This window comes from Paraburkholderia tropica, from assembly GCF_014171495.1.
Taxonomy (GTDB): domain Bacteria; phylum Pseudomonadota; class Gammaproteobacteria; order Burkholderiales; family Burkholderiaceae; genus Paraburkholderia; species Paraburkholderia tropica.
In genome coordinates this window covers 41,015-61,300 of the sequence record NZ_CP049137.1, presented here as the reverse complement: position 1 = coordinate 61,300, position 20,286 = coordinate 41,015, and the positions used below count along the sequence as shown (strand labels likewise).

General features: G+C 58.3%; 18 protein-coding genes and 4 pseudogenes. 14 read left to right on the top strand and 8 right to left on the bottom strand.

Annotated elements, in window-relative coordinates:
• Window positions 1-13 precede the first annotated feature (13 nt).
• Together G5S35_RS30875 and G5S35_RS30870 are read left to right on the top strand one after the other, a co-directional pair.
• A complete protein-coding gene (locus G5S35_RS30875; protein WP_183040341.1) occupies window positions 14-280 on the top strand; it encodes a type 2 periplasmic-binding domain-containing protein in 267 nt (88 codons plus the stop codon).
• 1,067 nt (window positions 281-1,347) lie between these two features.
• Window positions 1,348-2,238 carry an aldo/keto reductase family oxidoreductase gene (locus G5S35_RS30870; protein WP_183040340.1) on the top strand — a complete coding sequence of 297 codons (891 nt, stop codon included), beginning with the start codon at window positions 1,348-1,350 and terminating at the stop codon, window positions 2,236-2,238.
• Between the two features lie 171 nt (window positions 2,239-2,409).
• Here the strand turns inward: G5S35_RS30870 and G5S35_RS30865 are convergent, their stop codons facing one another.
• Window positions 2,410-3,165, bottom strand: a complete 756-nt coding sequence (locus tag G5S35_RS30865) for an IS5 family transposase (RefSeq protein ID WP_183040339.1) — start codon at window positions 3,163-3,165, stop codon at window positions 2,410-2,412.
• A 129-nt stretch (window positions 3,166-3,294) separates the two neighbouring features.
• Between G5S35_RS30865 and G5S35_RS30860 the strand changes: the two genes are divergently transcribed.
• The 9 genes and pseudogenes from G5S35_RS30860 to tnpC (G5S35_RS30820) all read left to right on the top strand — a co-directional run bounded on the left by G5S35_RS30860 (window position 3,295) and on the right by tnpC (G5S35_RS30820) (window position 10,105).
• The gene (locus G5S35_RS30860; RefSeq protein ID WP_183040338.1) at window positions 3,295-4,248 is read left to right on the top strand and encodes an IS5 family transposase; all 954 of its coding nucleotides are present in this window, start codon (window positions 3,295-3,297) and stop codon (window positions 4,246-4,248) included.
• A gap of 148 nt (window positions 4,249-4,396) precedes the next feature.
• Window positions 4,397-5,208: pseudogene (locus G5S35_RS30855) on the top strand (IS5 family transposase).
• Window positions 5,209-5,324: 116 nt separating this feature from the next.
• Complete coding sequence (locus tag G5S35_RS30850; protein WP_183040337.1) at window positions 5,325-5,993, top strand: GntR family transcriptional regulator; 669 nt, start codon at window positions 5,325-5,327, stop codon at window positions 5,991-5,993.
• 233 nt (window positions 5,994-6,226) lie between these two features.
• Complete coding sequence (tnpA, locus tag G5S35_RS40355) at window positions 6,227-6,622, top strand: IS66-like element accessory protein TnpA (protein ID WP_183040336.1); 396 nt, start codon at window positions 6,227-6,229, stop codon at window positions 6,620-6,622.
• Window positions 6,619-6,966, top strand: a complete 348-nt coding sequence (tnpB, locus tag G5S35_RS30840) for an IS66 family insertion sequence element accessory protein TnpB (RefSeq protein ID WP_183040335.1) — start codon at window positions 6,619-6,621, stop codon at window positions 6,964-6,966. The genes tnpA (G5S35_RS40355) and tnpB (G5S35_RS30840) overlap by 4 nt, the downstream gene beginning before the upstream one ends.
• 51 nt (window positions 6,967-7,017) lie before the next feature.
• Window positions 7,018-7,590 (top strand): annotated as a pseudogene (locus G5S35_RS30835) (transposase domain-containing protein); the annotation flags it as partial.
• An 85-nt stretch (window positions 7,591-7,675) separates the two neighbouring features.
• Window positions 7,676-8,167, top strand: a complete 492-nt coding sequence (locus G5S35_RS30830; RefSeq protein ID WP_074987641.1) for a transposase — start codon at window positions 7,676-7,678, stop codon at window positions 8,165-8,167.
• A complete protein-coding gene (tnpB, locus tag G5S35_RS30825) occupies window positions 8,143-8,493 on the top strand; it encodes an IS66 family insertion sequence element accessory protein TnpB (RefSeq protein ID WP_074987642.1) in 351 nt (116 codons plus the stop codon). Before G5S35_RS30830 ends, tnpB (G5S35_RS30825) begins: the two co-directional genes overlap by 25 nt.
• Window positions 8,494-8,524: 31 nt before the next feature.
• Complete coding sequence (gene tnpC / locus G5S35_RS30820) at window positions 8,525-10,105, top strand: IS66 family transposase (protein WP_183040334.1); 1,581 nt, start codon at window positions 8,525-8,527, stop codon at window positions 10,103-10,105.
• 15 nt (window positions 10,106-10,120) lie between these two features.
• On the opposite strand, the gene G5S35_RS30815 is transcribed toward tnpC (G5S35_RS30820), so the two are convergent.
• Window positions 10,121-10,636, bottom strand: coding sequence for a hypothetical protein (locus G5S35_RS30815; RefSeq protein ID WP_074987645.1), 516 nt, complete (start codon window positions 10,634-10,636; stop codon window positions 10,121-10,123).
• 190 nt (window positions 10,637-10,826) lie between these two features.
• On the opposite strand from G5S35_RS30815, the pseudogene tnpC (G5S35_RS30810) reads away from it, so the two are divergent.
• Window positions 10,827-11,732 (top strand): annotated as a pseudogene (gene tnpC / locus G5S35_RS30810) (IS66 family transposase); the annotation flags it as partial.
• Between the two features lie 446 nt (window positions 11,733-12,178).
• On the opposite strand, the gene G5S35_RS30805 reads toward tnpC (G5S35_RS30810), so the two are convergent.
• The 6 genes from G5S35_RS30805 to tnpA (G5S35_RS30780) all read right to left on the bottom strand — a co-directional run bounded on the left by G5S35_RS30805 (window position 12,179) and on the right by tnpA (G5S35_RS30780) (window position 17,967).
• Complete coding sequence (locus G5S35_RS30805) at window positions 12,179-12,856, bottom strand: HAD hydrolase-like protein (RefSeq protein ID WP_183040333.1); 678 nt, start codon at window positions 12,854-12,856, stop codon at window positions 12,179-12,181.
• A gap of 45 nt (window positions 12,857-12,901) precedes the next feature.
• Window positions 12,902-14,041: a branched-chain amino acid ABC transporter substrate-binding protein gene (locus G5S35_RS30800; protein WP_183040332.1), complete on the bottom strand. Its 1,140-nt coding sequence runs from the start codon at window positions 14,039-14,041 to the stop codon at window positions 12,902-12,904.
• A gap of 155 nt (window positions 14,042-14,196) precedes the next feature.
• Window positions 14,197-15,312, bottom strand: coding sequence for a mandelate racemase/muconate lactonizing enzyme family protein (locus G5S35_RS30795; protein ID WP_202035043.1), 1,116 nt, complete (start codon window positions 15,310-15,312; stop codon window positions 14,197-14,199).
• A gap of 316 nt (window positions 15,313-15,628) precedes the next feature.
• The gene (gene tnpC / locus G5S35_RS30790) at window positions 15,629-17,185 is read right to left on the bottom strand and encodes an IS66 family transposase (RefSeq protein WP_183040331.1); all 1,557 of its coding nucleotides are present in this window, start codon (window positions 17,183-17,185) and stop codon (window positions 15,629-15,631) included.
• Between the two features lie 57 nt (window positions 17,186-17,242).
• Window positions 17,243-17,590: an IS66 family insertion sequence element accessory protein TnpB gene (gene tnpB, locus G5S35_RS30785; protein ID WP_183040330.1), complete on the bottom strand. Its 348-nt coding sequence runs from the start codon at window positions 17,588-17,590 to the stop codon at window positions 17,243-17,245.
• The gene (gene tnpA, locus G5S35_RS30780; RefSeq protein WP_237181873.1) at window positions 17,578-17,967 is read right to left on the bottom strand and encodes an IS66-like element accessory protein TnpA; all 390 of its coding nucleotides are present in this window, start codon (window positions 17,965-17,967) and stop codon (window positions 17,578-17,580) included. The genes tnpB (G5S35_RS30785) and tnpA (G5S35_RS30780) overlap by 13 nt, the downstream gene beginning before the upstream one ends.
• A 482-nt stretch (window positions 17,968-18,449) precedes the next feature.
• On the opposite strand from tnpA (G5S35_RS30780), the pseudogene G5S35_RS40200 reads away from it, so the two are divergent.
• Window positions 18,450-18,821, top strand: a pseudogene (locus G5S35_RS40200) (hypothetical protein); the annotation flags it as partial.
• A 132-nt stretch (window positions 18,822-18,953) separates the two neighbouring features.
• Window positions 18,954-20,099: a porin gene (locus tag G5S35_RS30775; protein WP_237181956.1), complete on the top strand. Its 1,146-nt coding sequence runs from the start codon at window positions 18,954-18,956 to the stop codon at window positions 20,097-20,099.
• The last annotated feature ends 187 nt before the right edge of the window (window positions 20,100-20,286 follow it).

Genomic DNA, 20,286 nt, shown 5'->3' with positions numbered 1-20,286 from the left:
TCGCAGTCGGTCGTTGGCGGTGAGAGGCGAGCTGGGCCAGAACTACGACGAAGCAATCCTCGATGCGGCCCCGGCCGGACATGGCAACGCGGTTCTGTCTGACTGGCCGGTGGCCGAGCGCCTTGAAGCGGAACGACTGGCGCAGGTGCTGTCCGAGGCGCGCACCCAAGACTGCTCCATCCTTGCAATGTGCCAGAAGAATCAGCTTTTCTTGGCAACGGTTTTGCTGGATGTGCGGTTCTTGCCGAACGCACCCCGGGTAGCTGCGCTGGCAATCTAGCGACTCACGCAATAGCACGCCCGTCTTCGTCCACTATATTAGGATGCCTTATTGTTTTGTGGCGGCAATTGATTCGACGATACCATTCACCTTCATGGTTCTCTTCAAGCTATGCTTCTCGGTGTGCTTGTGAGGTGTGGAATCATCGTCATGTCCTGCGTCGTGCAGTTTGCGCGGAGCATGAATGTCGCCGCTGAGCATCGCTTTCCTGTTTTGATGAGCGAGTAGTGAGGAGGCGTCGCGGAGATACGATATCCTCATTGACCTGCCCAAGCTGCAGCATGAGGGGGAAGTGGTGCTTCCTCCTGAAATAGCAGATGCCCACTAGGCAATGCTTGACGGCAACAAAGATGCATTCACAAGGCATGGTTCGGAACGGAGCGCGTCGTCTGCGCGCGTCTGCCGCCGTGCTCAGCAAGGAATGGACACAGGACGTCCGGCAACTGGCACATGCCCGAAACGGTGAGAGAGCAGGGGCCGTACCGAAACTGCATGAGCGGTCAATCGAGAGGGCGGCTATCTCTGCGTCGTTTACACAGATCTCTATCGAAATGCTGCTCGCCGATCAAGGTGCCCCATGCGGCAACTCAGCGTGTGACCTGCAACGCATCAGTCTGGCCGCTGCGGCGAGAGGCGCGCTCGTTTGCCAACGGAAGTGCTGCACATCGCAGCCTCCTCCTCCCTAGCTCACGCGAGACTTTCCAGGGGGAAGCTGTTCGGTTTCGCCGTGATCGCTTCGGAGTAGCGGCGATTCGTCTGGATGGACTGTGCCGGCAATAGTCTCAGATCTGAGGGATACTGATGTGAGATCGACACGATCGCGGCGTACGATCCTGGTCGCGTCCTCTTTCTCGCCTCTGGTATCGCTCCTTGTGGAGCACCCATTCGTAAATCAGATGGATACCGCCGTGATCTTTCAAGGCGCTGTAGTTTGACGGTGTCGCCTCTCGTCACGGCAGACTGCGTTCCGGTGTGCGATTTTTCGTACAGCCTGTGCTGAGTATGTGGGATTTTCGCGCAGCGCGGTGGCGTCCATACTACGTAGATCGCTTTATGAGGAGAGCACGATGCCGCTGACAGCCGCCCACACCGCCAGACCTAATCAAACCTTTCTTTTCGCCGGCAGCGCCGTCAACCGCATGGGCTACGGCGCCATGCAACTCGCCGGCCCCGGGGTGTTTGGGCCGCCGAGGGACCGCGGGGAAGCCGTCTCGGTCCTTCGCGAGGCGCTGGAACACGGCGTGAACCATATCGACACGAGCGACTTCTATGGTCCACACGTGACGAACCACATCATCCGTGAGGCGCTATATCCGTATCCTGCTGACCTGACGATCGTCACCAAGGTGGGTGCGGTGCGTGACGCCGCTGGCGCGTGGTTGCCCGCGCTTGAACCTGCTGACATTGAGCGGGCAGTGCACGACAACCTGCGCAACCTTGGCCTCGAAGCGCTCGACGTCGTTAACCTGCGGATCATGGGCGACGTGCACAAGCCGTCGGAGGGGGCAATCACGCGGCAGATGGAAGCGCTCGCTGACATGCGTGAACGTGGATTTGTGCGCCATATCGGCGTGTCGAACGCGACGGCAAAGCAGATTGACGATGCCGAAACGATCGCGCCAATCGTCTGTGTCCAGAACCACTACAATCTCGTGCATCGCGCCGATGATACGCTGATCGACTCACTGGCGGCGCGCGGTATCGCCTATGTGCCATTCTTTCCACTGGGTGGCTTCACGCCGATCCAGTCGTCAGCGCTCTCGGACATTGCACGCTCGCTCGGCGCTACGCCGATGGTCGTTGCGCTTTCCTGGCTGCTGCACCGTGCGCCGAACATCTTGTTGATCCCTGGGACATCTTCGGTAGCGCATCTGCGCGATAACCTGACTGCTAGCACGCTCGATCTCTCCGCGGAGGTACTCGCGCAACTCGACGCGATCGGCAAAGCGAAGGAGTGAGCGGGCGGCACGGCGCGGGCGAGGAAATCCCGTTCGCGTACGTTCAGCGTGATACACAGCGCCTGAAGACCTCGCTGCGTCCATATTCCTCCAATCCTTTTCGAGGCGGACTCCTGTATCCATTCCGCTTAAGCCGACGAGGCCAGACCAGACGGGCAATCTAGGTCCTGTTCACATTCTCACCAGCGGTCCAAAGGCACAGGCAAGCGATGCGAAGGCTAGATAGTTCCCTGCGAGCTTGTCGTAGCGAGTGGCGACACGGCGAAAATGTTTGATACGACTGAAAAAGCGTTCGTCTATGTTCCGCGTCCGATACAGTACGCGGCTATAGCGACGCTTGGTCGTCCGGTTCGAACGCGGCAGAATTACGGCCTTCGCACGCGTAGTGCGGATACTCTCCACAAAGGCGTTTGAGTCATAGCCCTTGTCAGCGATGACCGCACAGGTGCGCAAATGCTCAACCAGTTCATTAGCGCACGAAATATCGGAAACCTGTCCCTCGGTAGCAATCAACAGCAGTGGGCGTCCGGCGTTATCGACGGCCAGGTGCAACTTGGTGGTCAGTCCACCTCGCGAGCGACCGAGCGCTTGCGGACCGTTTTTTCGAGCGCCGGCCGAATACTGGTGTGCGCGCACGATGAGCGAATCGATCAACACATGTTTGATCTCGGTTTCGTCGGCCGCGGCTTGGATCACGCGTTCCCACACACCCTTGCGACACCACCTTGAGAATCGCATGTACACCGTATGCCATCGGCCGAGCGCCTTCGGCAAATCGCGCCACGGGCAGCCGGTCCGTCCGATCCAGAGGACAGCTTCGACAAACCAACGATTGTCGCTCGCTGTTCGCCCTGGATCGCCCTCCTTGCCCGGCAAGACGGATTCGATTCGTGCCAATACTTCGTCGCTCAATAACGTTCGAATCATCTTGGCCTGCTCGCGTAAAAGACAAGATGCAAACACATTTCACCGAATGTTAAGGAAGGTCTGCAAAAGTCCTGGATTTGATGGATACGTGGACTATCCTGGGAGTAGATGAGAGAGCGAGGTGCTGCAATGACTCAACTGGATCTTGGTCTGAAGCTGTCAACGAGGCGCACTCGGAAGCGTGAATTTCTCGACGAGATGCGACGCGTTGTGCCGTGGCTGAAACTGATCTCGTTGATTGAGCCGCACTACCCAAAGGGTAAAACCGGAAGGCCGCCGTTTCCAGTCGCGACAATGCTGCATATCCATTTCATGCAGCAGTGGTTCGGGTTGTCCGACGCAGCGATGGAAGAGGCCCTATACGACGTACCGCTGTATCGCGAGTTCGCGGGATTGGACGGTGGGATAACGCGATTGCCGGACGAGAGCACGATCCTGCGGTTTCGTCACCTGCTGGAAGCTCATGGCCTGGCAGAGCAGATTCTGGCAGTGGTCAATGAGATTCTGTGCGCGAAAGGTTTATTGCTCAAGGCGGGATCGGCAGTCGACGCGACGCTGATTCCAGCGCCCAGTTCGACGAAAAACGGCTCCGGTACACGAGACCCGGAAATGCAGTCGACGCAAAAAGGTGGCAACTGGTACTTCGGGATGAAAGCCCATATTGGCGTGGACGCGGAATCAGGTCTGGTCCACACCGTCATCGGCACAGCGGCCAACGTTCACGACATCAACGCGGCCGAAGCACTGCTGCACGGTGAAGAAGCGGATGTGTATGCCGATGGTGGCTATCAGGGTATCGAAAAGCGCTGCGAAGGCGGGTCGGTGCGCTGGCACGTTGCGATGAGGCCTGGCAGGCGCAGGAAGCTGGATCTGAGTGATCGCGTGGACGCGATATACGATCAGATCGAACGACTGAAAGCCGGTGTCCGTGCCAAGGTCGAACATCCGTTCCGCGGCCTCAAGCGGCAATTTGGCTACACGAAGACACGATACCGTGGTTTGAAGAAGAACACCGACCAGATAACGACACTGTTTGCGCTGGGCAACCTCTGGATGGCGCGCAAGGCCTTATTGACCATGTGAATGCCCTCAAAGATGGCGTCCATGGAGTCAGAAAGCGCGAGGAGTCGCGATGAACGCGATGCGTCATCGTGCAAGTGGCGGAAAATTGGCGCGCCGGAAATGAGTTATGCAGACCTTCCTTAACCTGTTCATTGTTTCGACGACGAAAATGGTACGGACGCCACCCACCTCGTCGATACCCGACGACGAGCTGTGGGCACTCATCGAACCGTTGCTGCCCCCTCCCAAACTACGAAGAACCCGATATCCGGGGCGTACACCGCTCGACATCGTGCGGTGCTCACCGGCGTTCTCTTCGTCTTACAGACTGGCCTGCGTTGGGACCTGCTAGCTCGCGAGATGGGTTGCGGCAGCTGCATGAGTTGCTTGCGTCGCCTACGTGACTGGCAAGCCGCTGCGTCTGGGAGCAGTTGTACGAGGTGCTGCTTGCGCGATTGCGCGTAGCTGACCAAATCGTCTGGTCTCGCGTCATCGTCGATTCCTCTTCAATCCGCGCTGTGGGGTCAGGTCAAAAACAGGACCGAGTCCAACAGACCGCGCGCGACAAGCACCATCTCATCACCGAAGCGCAGGGCATCCCGCTCGCGATGCTCCTGACCGGCGCCAACCGCAACGACATCACTCAACTTCAGGCGTTGGTCGAGGCAATTCCGCCAATCCGCGGCAAGCGTGGCAAAGCACTATCAGAGCCTCGGGTCGTTCAGGGCGACAGTGGCCACGACTACACAAATATCGAAGTTCATTGCATACCGCTGGCATTGCAACCGAAATCGCTCGACGTGGTCAGCCTCATGGAAGTGGGCTGGGCAAAACACGCCGGGTTGTTGAGCGGACATCTCGCGGCTACGCAACTTCCGCCGACTGCGCATCAGCTTCGAACAGCTCGCTTTCCTCCAAGAGGCTTTCCTCGGAATCGCATGCTGCATCATATGCTGGCGACGCCTGAAAAAGTCATTCTGATAACACCTCTAAGGTTCTCCGCCGGTGGGGGCGCGGCTCAGGGGCATCAAGACTCAATGGGGAAATATTAGGTATAGTATACTGGTGTACCTAACCCATTAGATCAATCTTCGTCGATGGCAGGCAATTCAATTCCCTTTGTGAGTCACGAACGGTCCAGAAATCTTGGTGACCAGGTTGCCGATTCGATTGTTAGCGCCGCAATTCATGGGCACCTGGTGCAAGGTCAAAGGCTGATTGAGAGTGATCTTGCCGATGCGTTTGGTGTCAGTCGCGTGCCTGTGCGTGGCGCTCTGCACACATTGGCGGGTCAAGGCATTGTCATCGCCTTGCCGAATCGGGAAGTGCGGCTGGTGACGATAACCACAGAAATGCTGGAGCAGATGCTTTCGGTTCGGCTCGTCCTGGAAACGCACGCCGCAGACCTCGCGTTTATCGCTATCAAACGGGACCAAAAATTGCTGAATCCTTTTGAGGATGCCGTAGACGATATGCAGCGTGCATTCCGCAAAGGTTCGGCGTTTTTGGCAGCGCAGGCGGATATGGAGTTTCACAGGGCGCTGTATGCGGCGAGCGGAAACAGTATGTTGCTGGAAATTTGGGATCGAATGGCAAAGAAAATCTTAATTGCCGTCGGCTTGAGTCTCTACCAGAATCCGAAGAACCAAGTCGTGCAAGACCACCTCGAGTTGCTGGAGATGCTTCGCGCCGGTGATCGTAGGGGTTTTAAAGAGCAGTTGCAGCCTCATATAATGGAGGCTCGGACTAGGTTCAAATCCCAGTAAAGTCCGCAGAAATTGATCATCTCTTTTCACGGTTCGTAATCGTTTCGATTTATATTCGGGAATTGTGAACGGACGAGCGTGCCTCGATTCGTCTGCGCGGGCTGCGATCACAGCTTACTGGTTGACAAGCTATTCGAGGCGTAACCGTCCGACTGTGACCGTGTAGACGCCTGATGAAGCTGTCGCCATGCTTTTCCCAGGGCACATATGTCACTGTGCCCATAAAGGAAATCATGGACACAGTGACCGAATTCACCGAAGTCCAAGGCGCCCGCAAGTATCGGCGGCGTACACCGGACGAGAAGCGCCAGATCGTCGAGGAGACGTTATCCAGTGGACGTTCGGTGGCGGAGATCGCGCGTAGTCACGAAGTGAACGCGAATCAGGTGTTCGATTGGCGTAAGCAGTATCTCAAAGGACGGCTTGGTGCCGATGCGCGCGAATGTACCTTGCTGCCTGTCAGCGTAAATGAGACCAGCGACAGCGGCGTCACCGAACCGGCAGCATCCACCCCTGCCGCACCAACGAACGGCAAGATACGCGTCCAGTTGCCTCGAGGCGAGATACACGTTGAAGGGCGCATCGATCCCGACACACTGCGCGTGGTGATCCAGTGCCTGAGCCGATGATCGGCCCGCTGGCGAACGCACGCATCTGGGTTGCCGCCGGATTTACGGATATGCGCTGTGGCTTCGACGGCCTGGCCGCGAATGTGCAGACCGTGCTTGCGAAAGATCCGTTCTGTGGGCATATCTTCGTGTTCAGGGGCAAACGTGGCGACCGCATCAAGTGCCTGTACTGGCGCGACGGCGGGCTATGCCTGTTTGCCAAACGCCTGGAGCGTGGGCGCTTTGCCTGGCCGCGTGCTGATGGCGGCGTTGTTTCGCTGACCAGCGCACAACTCGGCCTTCTGCTCGAAGGATTCGACTGGCGACAGCCGGTCGATGTGGCCAGACCCTGCAGCGCTTTGTAAACGTATGTGACAACGCGCGCGTAGCGCAATGCACGCGCGTAAACTGCCTGCATGGCATCCAGCGACGCGACGCTTCCGGACGACATCGAGGCCTTGAAGGCTCTCGTGCTTGCACATGAGGCGGCGTTGCGTGAGCGCGAAGGTGATCTTGCGGATCTGCGCGATACCGTGACGACGCTCCAGAAAACGCTCTCGGACCGGGCGCTCGACATCGAGCACCTGAAACTGTGGATCGCGAAGCTTCAGCGCATGCAGTTCGGGCGCAAGTCGGAGAAGATTGATCGCCAGATCGAACAGCTGGAATTGCGGCTCGAAGACTTGCAGGCCGACGATGGCGCGGCGGCAGTCGATGCACCGAAGCGGACTCGCCCTGAAGCCGGCAAGCCGACGGGACGCAAACCACTGCCGGCACACCTGCGACACGAAGACGTTGTTCACCAGCCCGACGACGCGTGCTGCCCACAGTGCGGCGGCGCACTTGGTGATCTCGGTGAAGACGTAGCCGAGCAACTCGACTATGTGCCCGGGCATTGGCGAGTGATCCGCCACCGGCGTCCGAAACTGGCCTGTACCTGCTGCGATTGCATCGTGCAGGCCGCCGCTCCCAGTCGCCCGATTGATCGTAAGCGGTCAATAAATAGCGCCCTTTCCATGAGGGTCAGGAGGTCAGAAGCTAGGTGTCCGCGTGGACACCTGCACTCAGACCTCAATGACAGAGCAACCTAATCTTCGAAACAGACTCGTAGTCGGCCGCAAGCGAGACGGTCGACGTGAATTTGACGAGGCAGCACGGCAGGAACTGGTCGAGCTGTGCTTGCGGCCTGGCGTGTCGATTGCTCGCACGGCGATGGATCACGACGTCAATCCGAACCAGTTGCGCAAATGGATCGCGAGCCATCAACAACGGCAACTTGCGCAGCCATCGGCTGATGAGGTTGTGGCCGACGGCGTACCCATCGATATTCCAGGGCCAACGTCCCGTTGTCCATCACCCGAGTCGCCGTCTGCATTTGTGCCGGTGATGTCGGCCTCACGGCAGCCGTCACCGCCGCGATCGACTGAGTTGCTCATGGCGATCACGTTACATGTGCGGCTACCCAATGGCGTCGAATTCGATCTCGGCGAAGCGAGCCTCGATGAATTGGCGGCAATCGTCCAGATGCTGGGGAGGTTGCCGTGTTCCGGCTCGACGAAGCGCTGAAGGTCTACCTGCATCGTGATCCGGTTGACTTCCGCATGGGCATCAACGGGCTGTCGATCCTGGTCGAACAGGCGATGCGCCTGAACCCGATGACCTCTGCGTTGTTCGTCTTCGGTAACCGCCGTCGCGATCGAATCAAGATTCTCGGCTGGGGCGGCAACGGTTTCTGGTTGCTGCTCAAGCGACTCGAGGCCGACCGCTTCATCTGGCCGAACGGGGGCGATACGATCACGCTCAGCGTTGAGCAACTGCACTGGCTGCTCGACGGTATCGACCTGGCCGTGATCCAGAAGCATCCGCAGCGATATTACGAGCGAATGAGCTGAACACCGGGCGCACGGCCAAGTCTAATCGACCATGCCGAACGCTCCCGTCATGTTGAGCGCCGAAGAGTATCAGGCGCTGATTGCCGCGATCGCCGAGCGCGATGCGCTGCGCGGCGAGCTTCGGTTCGTGACAGCACAACGCGATCTGGCCGAAGAAAAACTGCGGGCCTACAAGCACGAACTGTTCGGTGCATCGAGCGAGTCTCGCCACGCTGACCAGCTCGGCCTGTTCAACGAAGCCGAGGCATTGGCGACGACTGCCGACGTGCCGGCGCGCGAAGACGTGCTGGGCACGTCGGTCGCCGCCCACACGCGCGGCAAGCGCGGGCGCAAACCACTCGATCGGAACCTGCCGCGCGAGGTCGTGCGGCATGAGCTGCCCGAGTCTGAACGGTTCTGCGCGCATGACGGACATGCCCTCGTGGAGATCGGCGTGGAAACGAGCGAACAGCTCGACGTGATTCCCGAGCAGGTGCGTGTCGTTCAGCACCAGCGGATCAAGTACGCGTGCCCATGCTGCGATCTTGGCATCAAGGTCACGCCGGCACCGGCTCGGATCATCCCGCGCGGGCTACTCACGGAATCCGCGCTGGCGTGGATCATCACCGGCAAGTACCAATACGGAATGCCGCTGTATCGCCAGGCCACGCTGCTGCGTCGCTTCGGCGGCGACATCTCGTCGAACACGCTGGCCGCCAGTGTAGTGCGAGTGGGACTGGCCACGCAGCCGGTGATCAACCTGATGCGCGACGCGCTGCTCGAATCGGACTTGATCTACGGCGACGAGACGACGTTCCAAGTGCTGAAGGAACCGGGACGAAGGCCGCAGGCGAAGAGTTACCTCTGGGCACAGATCAACGGCTCGGGGCCGCCTGTGCGGATGTTCTCGTACTCGCCGGGGCGCGGCGCCCAGCATGCGCAGAAGCTCTATGCCGGCGTGCAGCCTGGCACCGTGCTGATTACAGACGGATATGAGCTCTACAACGGCATCGCCCACGATCACCAGCTCGTGCATCTCGGATGCTGGGCACACGTGCGCCGCGGCTTCATCAAGGCTGGAGAGTCGGTACCGAAGGCGGCTCGCTCGCCAGACTTGCTGGCGACACGCTTCGTGGCGCTGATCGGCAAGCTGTTCGCTGCCGAAGCGCGCAGTGCGAAGTGGAAGCCTGAACGCCGGCAGCGACTGCGCGCCCGGTACAGCGCTCGCGTGCTCGCCATCATCGAGCGCATGCAGGTCGGGAATCTGCCTACCGTGGTGCCGTCGAGTTTGCTCGGCAAGGCATTGCAGTATATGAGCGGACAGTGGCCCAAACTGGTCCGCTACGTCGAAAACGGCAACTGGCCGATCTCGAACAACCTGTGCGAGAACGCGATCCGGCCGTTCGTCGTTGGCCGCAAGGGCTGGCTGTTCTCCGATACAGTCGCCGGTGCGCAGGCCAGCGCCAACCTGTACTCCCTCGTCGAGACCTGCAAGGCGAACGGCATCGAACCGTATCGCTATCTCGTCTGGTTGTTCACGAAGTTACCGCGCGCATCCACTGCCGATGAGTACGCGGCACTCATGCCATGGGATATGCCTACTGCAGAGGAAGCCCCTCGCCGGCAGGTGTAGCGCGCTATGCGGCGATCAGAGTGGCACGATCGGAATGTTCCACCCGAGGAACGATGCTCGGTCGGGCGCTTCGTCCACGCCATGAGGTAGGCGATCGTCGAATATGAACCAGTCGCCAGCCTTCGGTTTATGGCGAACCCTGCCTTGCCGGAAGGTCAGGCCGTCGTTGTGCAGCACCACCATAAGTACCAGGCCCTCATCGTCCGTGTGCATGTCGGCGGCGGCCGTTGCCACGAGCAGTTCCTCACGGCCCCGGTAGTCGCTGTCGGCGCGACGGTAACCGAGCGCAGTGAGATCCGGAAGCCACACGGCACCATTGCGACTGGCCCAAGACGGAATTGCATAGGTTTCGACCTGATCGCCGCAGAACTCACTTTCGTCAGCGGCGGTGTAGAACTCGTTGGCTAGTTCGTCCGATAGACGAATAACGTCACCCGGAATCTGGACCGAGCCAAGAATGGAACCGAGCGGCAGCGTGCCTCCCGCTGGGCGGGTCGGCATCGGGCGCTGGCGAATGTGGGTGCGTTGCATGGCGAGTTGCGCCTCTTGTGATCGGGTATAGACGAATTATTCCAGATGGCGCGCGTCATTCAAGGACAGGCGCACAGTCCCGGTTCGCTTGCTGTCAGAAAAGTGCCTTAAGCCGCACCGATCACCATGCCAAACGCGTCCCGATAGGAAGGCAGATCCACTGAGAGGTGTGATTCACGGACCGCTTACGATTGATCGCGGCACGCCGGGTCCGGGACTGCTCGCGCATGTACTGGTGGGCAAGTTCTGTGACCATCTCCCGCTGTACCGGCAGTCGGCGATTTATGCGCGTGACGGTGTCGAGCTCAGCCGTTCGACCCTGGCAGACTGGGTGGGTCAATGCAGCGCGTTGCTGCGACCGCTGGTCGAGGCCATACGCCAGTACGTCATGTCAGCCTCGAAAATCCATGCCGACGATACGCCGGTACCCGTGCTTGAACCCGGCACTGGAAAGACACGGACAGGCCGTCTCTGGACGTACGTACGGGAAGACCGGCCCGATGGTTCAAGTGACCCGCCGGCAGTCTGGTTTGCCTACAGTCCGACGCGTGCCGGCGAATATTCGCTGGATCACCTGAAGGAGTTCAAGGGAACGCTTCAGGCTGACGCGTTCGCCGGGTACAACGCGATCTACGATGACGGCCGCGTGCGCGAGGCTGGATGCATGGCGCACGCGCGCCGCAAGTTCCACGATCTGTTCGTCGCACGCAGAAATGAAGTCAATTCCGAAGCGTTGCGCCGGATCGGCGAGCTGTATGGAATTGAGGCCGCGATCCGCGGCAAGCCACCCGACGTGCGAAGACGTGTCAGGCAGGAACAGGCGCGCCCGCTACTCGATGCGCTCGAGATCTGGCTGCGCTCGACATTGAGTACGGTATCGCAGAAAGGCGATACCGCCAAAGCTATCAACTACGCACTGGACCAATGGGCCGCGCTCACAATGTACGTCGACGACGGGATCGTCGAGATCGACAACAATGCGGCTGAGCGCGCCCTGAGAGCGGTAGCGCTGGGACGGAAAAACTTCCTGCACTTCGGCTCGGACAGTGGCGGCGAAAGGGGTGCCGCAATCTACGCGCTGGTCGCCACGCGTCGGCGAACTGCTTCCGTAGGTAGTTGCCGATCAGCTCAAGAACGACCACGCCTGAGAATCCTCCAGCACTCACCAGTGTCAAGAACGGCCTGGACCATACGCTCACTCCGAGGCTCGATTACCGGTTCGATGTAATGCTTGATGCCACGCCCGGTGACACCGGCTTGCTTGCCGACAAGTTTTTCAGGAAATTTGAACCGTAATCCGTCAAGATTCCGGGCCCGTGTGAACAGCCGATTTAGATGCAACGAGGGCAGGTGACGACAGATCGTCGAGCCCGATGAAGGTGGCGAGTGTGTCTTCCGATTGTCTGGCGCGCTGCTGTGCGAGGCCATGAGTGCGGCCAATGCTGTTGTCATCGGCGTACCGGTACACCCCCTGGATTCGTGGATTGCTGTTCCGACGTTCACGAGGGCGACCCGGCATGCTCATGCTGGCTGGCCGTAGGGTTAGGCGATCTGGGGAGTGGAAAAATATCTGGTCGCAACTTCCGGCAACGTGCTGATGTCCGGGAGATCAGCAACTAGGAACGAGGTGTCCGTCGACTCTTTTTTGTCGCGATTCACCCATACGCAACCTGCACCTAAACTTCTCCCTGCAGCTTGCAGATCGTAGTCAAGATCGTATGCGGCGTACAGCCAGTTGCCGGGTTTGACACCCGTAACTTCCAGGAACTTCTTCGCATGTGCATCCCTCGGTTTGTAAGACGAGACATCCTGCGCAGTTATGATCAAGTCGAAAACAACGTCGAAATGCCGCAGAGTTCCGGAAATGATGTCGCGATCAACATTTGACAGGATTGCGAGCTTGTAACCCCGGCTCTTGAGAGCACACAATGCAGCATTCGAATCATCAAAAACGGGCCAGAAAGGCATCGTAACCGTCAGAATATCTTCATCCCCCGGCCGCATAGCAATTCCCAGTTCATTGACGATCCTTCTCACGGTTTGACTCTTGACCTGACGGTAGAGCTGATAAGGCTCCAGTTCGACCTCGAATTCCACTCTCCTGTATTGGGCCATGATTTCGTGCGCATTGCCCGAGGACACAATTTCCAGCGCCTGAATCATTCCCAACCGCCAGTCGATCAGAGTCCCATAGCAGTCGAAGGTAATCCACTTGTCCATAACTTCTCCTGTTAAAAAATATGGATTAATTAAAAATATAACATCCTACATCTCAACAACATCCAATAGTTCGCGTTTTTGATTTTTATAATCGTATAGCGAAACTACGCCATGCTGCAGATCACCGTTGTTGTTGAAATTGATTTTTCCAGTTACGCCGTTGTAGTTGGTTTCCGGCATTGCGGCGAGAATCCTGGAAGCATTGACGGAATCAGCTCTTCGCATTGCCTCGACGATGATATAAACGGCGTCGTACGCAAAGGGCGCATAGACCTCAGCGGGCTGATGGAATCGCTTCTCATACCTGATTCCGAAATCCTTTCCTCCGGGCATCGCTTTAATATCCCTGCCTGCTTCGGCGCACACAACCTGATCCACTGCGGTGCCCGCGAGTTCGGATAGCTTGTCGGTGCAGGCACCATCGCCGGTGAGAACGGGAACGTCAATTCCCAGTTGTTTTGCCTGCTTCACAAAAGGGCCCGCTGTCGAATCCATACCACCGTAGAAAATACTTTCAGGGCGCTCACTTTTGATCTTGGTGAGGATTGCGCGGAAATCGATGGCCTTATCGTTCGTTTCGTCGGTCGACAAGACTTTCATGCCCAATGACGTCGCACGCTGCCTGAAAACGTCGGCCAACCCTTGACCATACGCCGTCGCGTCATCTACGATCGCGACGTTTTTAAGTTTCTGGGCCGTATATGCGTACTTCGCCAGGGCTGGTCCAAGTTGTGCATCGGTCGCGACGACACGATAAGCCGTCTTGAACCCCTGCAGGGTGTATACAGGGTTCGTGGTTCCCGGTGAAATCTGAACAATTCCCGCGCCGTAATAGATTCTGGACGCGGGAATCGAGGCTCCGGAATTTCCGTGACCGACTACCGCAACAACCTTGTCATCCACGAGACGCTGCGCAACCTGTGTTGCAGTTTTGGGGTCTGCAGCGTCGTCCTGCATGTCCAGTTGCAGTTCAATCTTCTTACCACCAATCGTCAAGCCTTTCGAGTTGATTTCCTCTACAGCCAAAAGTGCCCCGTTTTCAATATCTTTCCCGATATGCGCGATTGAGCCTGTGGTGGGCGCAGCACTGCCTATCCTTACCACCTCCGCAGTTGCGGTGCGACTGGCTAGCAATGCGAGAACAAGAAATGAAATTGAGTAAAACTTCTTTGCGTCAGTATTCATGATGTTTCCGCGATCCGGGTTTGTGGAGCGAAATTAATACGTCGCTATATTTTATAAAATGTCTCAAACCGAGATTCTGTCGTTGTCAATGGGGGAATTAATAAAATTCCGGTTTGGGGGGGATTTCCTAGAAAGATAAATCCGATTTTGACTGGCTATCCGCGCACAAGAAAACGTTCAACCACGTCAGGATTCGGCTCGACGCCCAGTCCGGGCTCCATGGGTACGTCGGCATAGCCGTCCTTGACCATGATTGGTTTCAATATCAGCGTCCTGGCAATTTCGGCAGGGTTGTAACCATATTCCAGGATAAAAGCGTTCGGTATGGCTGCCAGGAAGTGCAGGGACGCAGCGGTATTGATGTGGTTCGAGAAGTTATGGTTGATGCACTTCACCCCCCGCTGATTTGCAATCGCGGCCACCTGCATGGCCATTGTCAATCCGGTTTTCGTGAGATCGACCTGAATGTAGTCGATTCCGGCATCCATCAGCCGCACGAATCCGTTAATGGAAGCATCCTCCTCGCCGGCCGCAATCTCCGTGGCGACGAAATTCGAAAGCCGTTCATAGCCGAAGAGATCGTCCGGAACAAGTGGTTCTTCAATCCACATCAGGTTGTACGGCTCGAATGCCTGGACCCTGCGCATAGCCTCTTTCGGCGTCCAGGCGAAACCCGCATCGACAGCGACCCCCGCCGCATTCCCGGCGGCAGTCCGAATTGCTTCGATCGTTCTGATGTCATCCGCCAGGGAGCCGTGCCCGAAGGACTGCCAACCCATCTTCATCGCGGTATAGCCTTCATCCACGATCTTTTTGGCGAGCTCGGCATTCTTGCCTGGGGTCGTTTCGAACAGTGTGCTGGCATAGGCAGGGATCCTGGATCTGAAGCAGCCGCCCAGGAGTTGGTGAACAGGGACCTGCAAAGCCTTTCCCTTGATATCCCATAAAGCCAGATCAACGCCGGCCATGGCATGAATGACCGCACCTTCGCGACCGCTGTATATCGTGGAGTCGTACATCTTCTTCCACAGCCAGGTCACGTTCATCGGATCTTCGCCGAGAAGCAGATACCGCAGTCCCGATACCACCGGCGAAGAGAACGGCGCCTCAATCACGGCCTTATTGACTGCTCTCGATCCATCAGCCTCGCCCCAGCCAACGATACCCGCATCTGTGGTTATCTTGATCAGGAGCGCTTCCATTGAACTATCCGGCAACGCTTCGATGTCACCGCGTAAATGGAAAGCTTGCACATCAACAATCTTCATCATCTTTCTCCGCACGATTGTGTACTGGTATACAAACACGTCGAAATCAGGATTGCAAGCGGCAAGCGCATTCCATACGCAAGTTGATCGGAAGCCCACGTGATTCCGAGTACCTTAGAGGGCATGGCAGGCCGTCGACATCGTAGCGTCCTCGTTGGGCTGCAAATGACTTGCAGCGAGGGAACTGGCCCCGCAATCGATCGGGTGTGCCTGATAAATCGTGACTTGACGCTCAGGCAGCGGCGCAGCACCTTCCTCATGCTTCGCCGTCAAAGGGTTCGGGCGTAAGCGGCCAGCGATCCCGTCTTGAAGCGCGAGGTTATTCGTTGGCCTGTTTCGGCTGCCATCGATGGGGCAGCAATGCGGCAATGTCGTTGGCCCTGTGCGTAGGCAGACGCGTGAGGATGTCCTTGAGATACGCGTGCGGGTCGTGCCCGTTAAGTTGCGCCGAGCGAATCAGGCTCGTGATCGCAGCACCACGCTGCCCCGCTCGCAGTGAACCCGCGAACAACCAGTTGGCCCGCCCGATGGCCCATGGGCGTATCTGGTTTTCAACCCAGTTGTTGTCGATGGGCACGCTCCCGTCGTCGAGATAGCGCGTGAGCGCCTCCCAACGCTTGAGGCTGTAGTCCAGGGCATTCGCAATGCCGGAACCTCCGGATACGAGTTTGCGCTGCGTGATCAGCCATTCGTGCAAGGCATCGCAAACCGGCCTAGCTCGTGACTGGCGAAGCCGGTATCGCTCATCCGCATCCAGTTCCGCTGCGTCACGCTCGATTTCGTAGAGCGCGGTGAAGAACGGCAGGGCGTGCCCTGCGACCTGGCTGCTGTGATTGGCGTGCAGCTCGAAGAACTTTCGACGTGCATGAGCCGCGCATCCGATCTCGATGATTCCCTGCCGGAATGACGCCTTGTAGCCGCCGTAGTCGTCGCACACCAGCTTGCCGTGCCAGCCATCGAGGAATGCGCGGGCATGCGCTCCCGCGCGACTGCCAGTGAAGTCGTAAACCACTGCGCGCAGTTTGCTGAACTGGCTGGTCGTATAAGCCCACAGATACGCACGGTGCGTCTTGCCCTTGCCGGGGCTGAGCATCTGCACTGGCGTTTCGTCGGCGTGCAGTACGCGTTGTTGCAGGATCTCCTGGCGCAGTGCGTCGACCAGTGGCTGAAGCTGCACGCCGCACACACCTACCCATGCGCCCAGCGTGGATCTCGGTATTGCGAGTCCTGCGCGGCTAAAGATCTGTTCCTGGCGGTACAGGGGAAGGTGGTCCGCATATTTGCTGACCAGCACCGATGCAAGCAGGCCCGTGGTCGGGATGCCCTTGTCGATGACGTGTGCGGGCACCGGCGCCTGGACCAGCGTCTCGCAGTTGCGGCATACCCATTTACCCCGGATATGCCGCTCCACCGCAAACACGCCCGGCGCATAGTCCAGCTTCTCGCTGATGTCCTCGCCGATGCGTACGCGCCCGCAGCCACAGCGACACACCGTGCTGTCAGGCTCGTGATGGATGTCGGTGCGCGGCAACTGCGGCGGCAAGGGTGTTCGTTTGGGCTGCTCACGATGCCGCTCAGCAGACGGAGGTTTGAATTGTTCGAGCTCCATCTCGACGGCAGCGACGTCACCATCGAGGGCCTCCTCAAGCAGGCTCATCTGCTCGCTGTTGAGCTGTTCGCTACGTCGGCCGAACTGCTGCCGCTTGAGGATCGCGATCTCGTGCGACAGCTGGTCGATGCGGGTCTGCCGGTAATGCAGTTCCCGATCCCGCTCGCTGACCTCCCGGTCCTTCACCTGCACCTCGGCAATCAACTGCACTGCGAGGGCACGCAACTGTTCCGGACTGAGAGCGTCAAGATCGGCGGGCAGGTTCATGCAGACCAGTCTGCCAGAACCCCTCACACCGGTGAAGCGAAACTGTTTACGTCACGGTCATACGATGCGGATCACGCCGTCCTGCCCAATGCGCTGCCACGGCAGCCCGAGCACCAGGCCAGCCAGCTGTTCGTGCGTCAGCGCGCGCTGCTTCGGCTCGCTGCCCGCGTGCGGCCAGGAGAACTGGCCTTGATTCAGGCGTCGCGCTGCCAGCCAGATGCCGATCCCGTCATGAACGAGCACCTTCATGCGATTGGCCCGGCGGTTGGCGAACAGATAGGCGTGGTGCGGATGCGCGGCGCCGAACACCTTGACCACGCGCGCCAGTGCCGTGTCGAAGCCCGCGCGCATGTCCAGCGGATCGACAGCCAGCCAGATCTCGTCGACCCGGATCACCGCAGCCACTCGCGCAGCCAGGCTGCACACTGGACTGCCTCCGAGATAGGCCAGCTTACCGTGACCGTCTGATCTCCCCGGCGGACTTCGATGCGGATCTCCGCCGAATGCGTGCTCCGGGTTTCCAGTGTAATCGGCACGAATGCCGGCGCGGCAGACGGCTGCAAATCTGCCGGACGACCCGGCAGCCCCTTCGGAAGCCTGCCTTCTGCCTGATCGATCCAGCGTCGCAGGAGGTTTGCGTTGAGCCTGTGTTCCAGCGCGACGGCTGCGACGGATACTCCGGTTCCATGGCAGGCAGCTACGACCCCGGCCTTGAACTCCTCGCTGTAGCGTCGCCGGCGTCGGCGTTCGGAGGGCGCGCCTTCTTCGAAGATAGTGTTCACGTGTCCGCTTATTCGTTAGGTGGACACGATACTCCCAAGACCTTTAGGGCATTTCAAGATGGGTTGCCCAGTCGCTTACGTTCGGGCGGCAATCAGGACTATTGACGTAGTACCGTTCGCGATGACGTGTGGTTGCGCATTGAGCGAGGGGGGTATTGAGCGCGACTGACAGAACCTGAAACAGGAGTTCGGGTTGGTGTCACGGGTGCTTCGAAAGCGCGCAGGGGTTTGATTGATACGTGCCCAGAGAGGTAGACGAATCTCAAGTCATTTCGTTTCAGAAAGTGGCGTCACGGTTCAGTCCTGCAATCAGTGCATTCGTTCAGAAGCTTTCGACGACTGATCTTTACCGTCAGATAAATTTGATCAGTTCTGGTACGTGGCACGTAATTGGTTTTCGGGGGGCATGTCTGGCCGGTCTTTGCTTGTAGATTCTTATTGGGAAAAGGTGATTGCAGACGGAAGTGTGGCCTCCGATTCGCATGCCATGGAGAGCATATGCCGCTTGCAATTCTGATTTCCTCATGCTTGTATACCAGTACACAAACATGAGGAGAAAGACGATGAAGATTCTTGATGCGCAGGCTTTCCGTTTACGCGGTGACATCGAAGCGCTGCCGGATATTTCAATGGAGCCGCTTCTGGTGAAGATATCCCCAGATGCGGGTATCGTCGGCTGGAGCGAGGCTGATGGATCGAGAGCGGTCAATAAGGCTGTGATTAAGGCGCCGTTCTCCTCGCTGGTGGTATCGGGGCTGGGTCGTCTGTGTCTCGGTGAAGATCCGATGAACGTGACCCCGCTCAGGAAGAGGTTGTACAACTCCGCGATTTACAGTGGTCGCAAAGGTGCGCTCATTCATGCCATGGCCGGAGTTGATCTGGCTCTGCTGGAAATCAGGACCAAGGCATTGCATGTCGCTGGTAACCAATCGGGCGGCAGACGCCTTGGATCCACAATGCCTGCCTGCGTTAGCAGGCTGCTAGACATGAAGAAGATTACGATCTCATGTGCAGCGGGTTCGGTCCTCGCCGTTGCGGCGTCATCGGCGTTCGCGCAAAGCTCGGTCGCCCTTTACGGCCTTGTCGACACGGCTATCCGGTATCAAACAAATGCAGCTCCCGACGGCAAGGACCTGGTCGGCATGACCGTTGGTCCGGAAACCAACAGCCGTTGGGGATTGAAGGGAACCGAAGATCTTGGCGGTGGGCTGTCTGCGATCTTCCGTCTTGAAAACCAGTTTGAGGCGTTCAACGGAAAGCTGAGTTTACCTAACGAGCTTTTCGGTAGGCAATCGTATGTTGGTCTGTCGAGCGACACGTACGGGACTCTTACTCTCGGCCGTCAATATTCACCACTCTATGATTCGATGGGTGAAGTTTTCGACCCGCTGACAGTAGGTGACTATTGGCAAGATAGCTGGGTGTGGAATGGTATTGGGCCGTACCTTATCGTCAACAACTCGGTGAAATACACAGTGACGGTCGATGGACTGACTCTTGACGCGCTCTACGGCTTTGGAAACCAGGCTGGTTCTGTGGGGCTCGGCAGCACGTACGGCGTTGACCTGACATATGTTCGCGGCCCTGCCACTATCGGCGCTGGCTTCCAGCAGACGTCTGTCACATCCGCGCAAGGCAGCTTGGTCAACGGGGCGAAAATTAACATGCTGCACATTAGCGGAGCGTATCAGCTCACATCGTCCGTGCGATTGCTCGTGGGCTGGCTTCATTCGCAGGACCAGACTGGAACGACCGATACCAACATGCAACAGGCTGGCGCGCCGGGACTTCCTGGTAGCAGCCCGAACCGGATCGACGATACATTCTATGTCGGTGGTAACTGGCAGGCGACCGGCGCCTTGCTGTTTACCGTAGCTGGCTACTACGACCACGCACGCAATGCCGAGCGACTCGATGGAACGCTCGGCCCGGGCATCAACTACTCGGCCACGCTGCTCGCAGAGTATTCGTTGTCAAAACACACGGAAGTGTACGGGACAGCTGACTTCGCACGCGGGAACGGCGCATTCGCCGCGGACTACCCCGGGTCGACCAATCAGGTTGGTGCAGTTGACAACATTGGCCGTACGAACAATGTTGGCGTAGCAGTCGGTCTCCGTCAGATTTTCTAACGACCGCGTGAACCGATGGATGGATTGCTCCGGGCCGCAACGCGGCCTGGCATTGCCGTATTTGCGACGCAGCTCTCCTCGATTGATGGTCGCGTGAGAAGCATCGTCTCGGCGATAAAGGTTATTCAACACTGGGCGTGGGCACGTCCGCGGGTGAGTAACAGAGGACGTCACACAGCTGGCGTGC

Bases quoted from the DNA above. Each gene is read 5' to 3' on its own strand.
- G5S35_RS30870 (WP_183040340.1), top strand. From the start codon at position 1,348: ATGCCGCTGACAGCCGCCCACACCGCCAGACCTAATCAAACCTTTCTT.
- G5S35_RS30865 (WP_183040339.1), bottom strand. From the start codon at position 3,165: ATGATTCGAACGTTATTGAGCGACGAAGTATTGGCACGAATCGAATCC.
- G5S35_RS30860 (WP_183040338.1), top strand. From the start codon at position 3,295: ATGACTCAACTGGATCTTGGTCTGAAGCTGTCAACGAGGCGCACTCGG.
- G5S35_RS30850 (WP_183040337.1), top strand. From the start codon at position 5,325: ATGGCAGGCAATTCAATTCCCTTTGTGAGTCACGAACGGTCCAGAAAT.
- tnpA (WP_183040336.1), top strand. From the start codon at position 6,227: ATGGACACAGTGACCGAATTCACCGAAGTCCAAGGCGCCCGCAAGTAT.
- tnpB (WP_183040335.1), top strand. From the start codon at position 6,619: ATGATCGGCCCGCTGGCGAACGCACGCATCTGGGTTGCCGCCGGATTT.
- G5S35_RS30830 (WP_074987641.1), top strand. From the start codon at position 7,676: ATGACAGAGCAACCTAATCTTCGAAACAGACTCGTAGTCGGCCGCAAG.
- tnpC (WP_183040334.1), top strand. From the start codon at position 8,525: ATGCCGAACGCTCCCGTCATGTTGAGCGCCGAAGAGTATCAGGCGCTG.
- G5S35_RS30815 (WP_074987645.1), bottom strand. From the start codon at position 10,636: ATGCAACGCACCCACATTCGCCAGCGCCCGATGCCGACCCGCCCAGCG.
- G5S35_RS30805 (WP_183040333.1), bottom strand. From the start codon at position 12,856: ATGGACAAGTGGATTACCTTCGACTGCTATGGGACTCTGATCGACTGG.
- G5S35_RS30800 (WP_183040332.1), bottom strand. From the start codon at position 14,041: ATGAATACTGACGCAAAGAAGTTTTACTCAATTTCATTTCTTGTTCTC.
- G5S35_RS30795 (WP_202035043.1), bottom strand. From the start codon at position 15,312: ATGATGAAGATTGTTGATGTGCAAGCTTTCCATTTACGCGGTGACATC.
- tnpC (WP_183040331.1), bottom strand. From the start codon at position 17,185: ATGAACCTGCCCGCCGATCTTGACGCTCTCAGTCCGGAACAGTTGCGT.
- G5S35_RS30775 (WP_237181956.1), top strand. From the start codon at position 18,954: ATGAAGAAGATTACGATCTCATGTGCAGCGGGTTCGGTCCTCGCCGTT.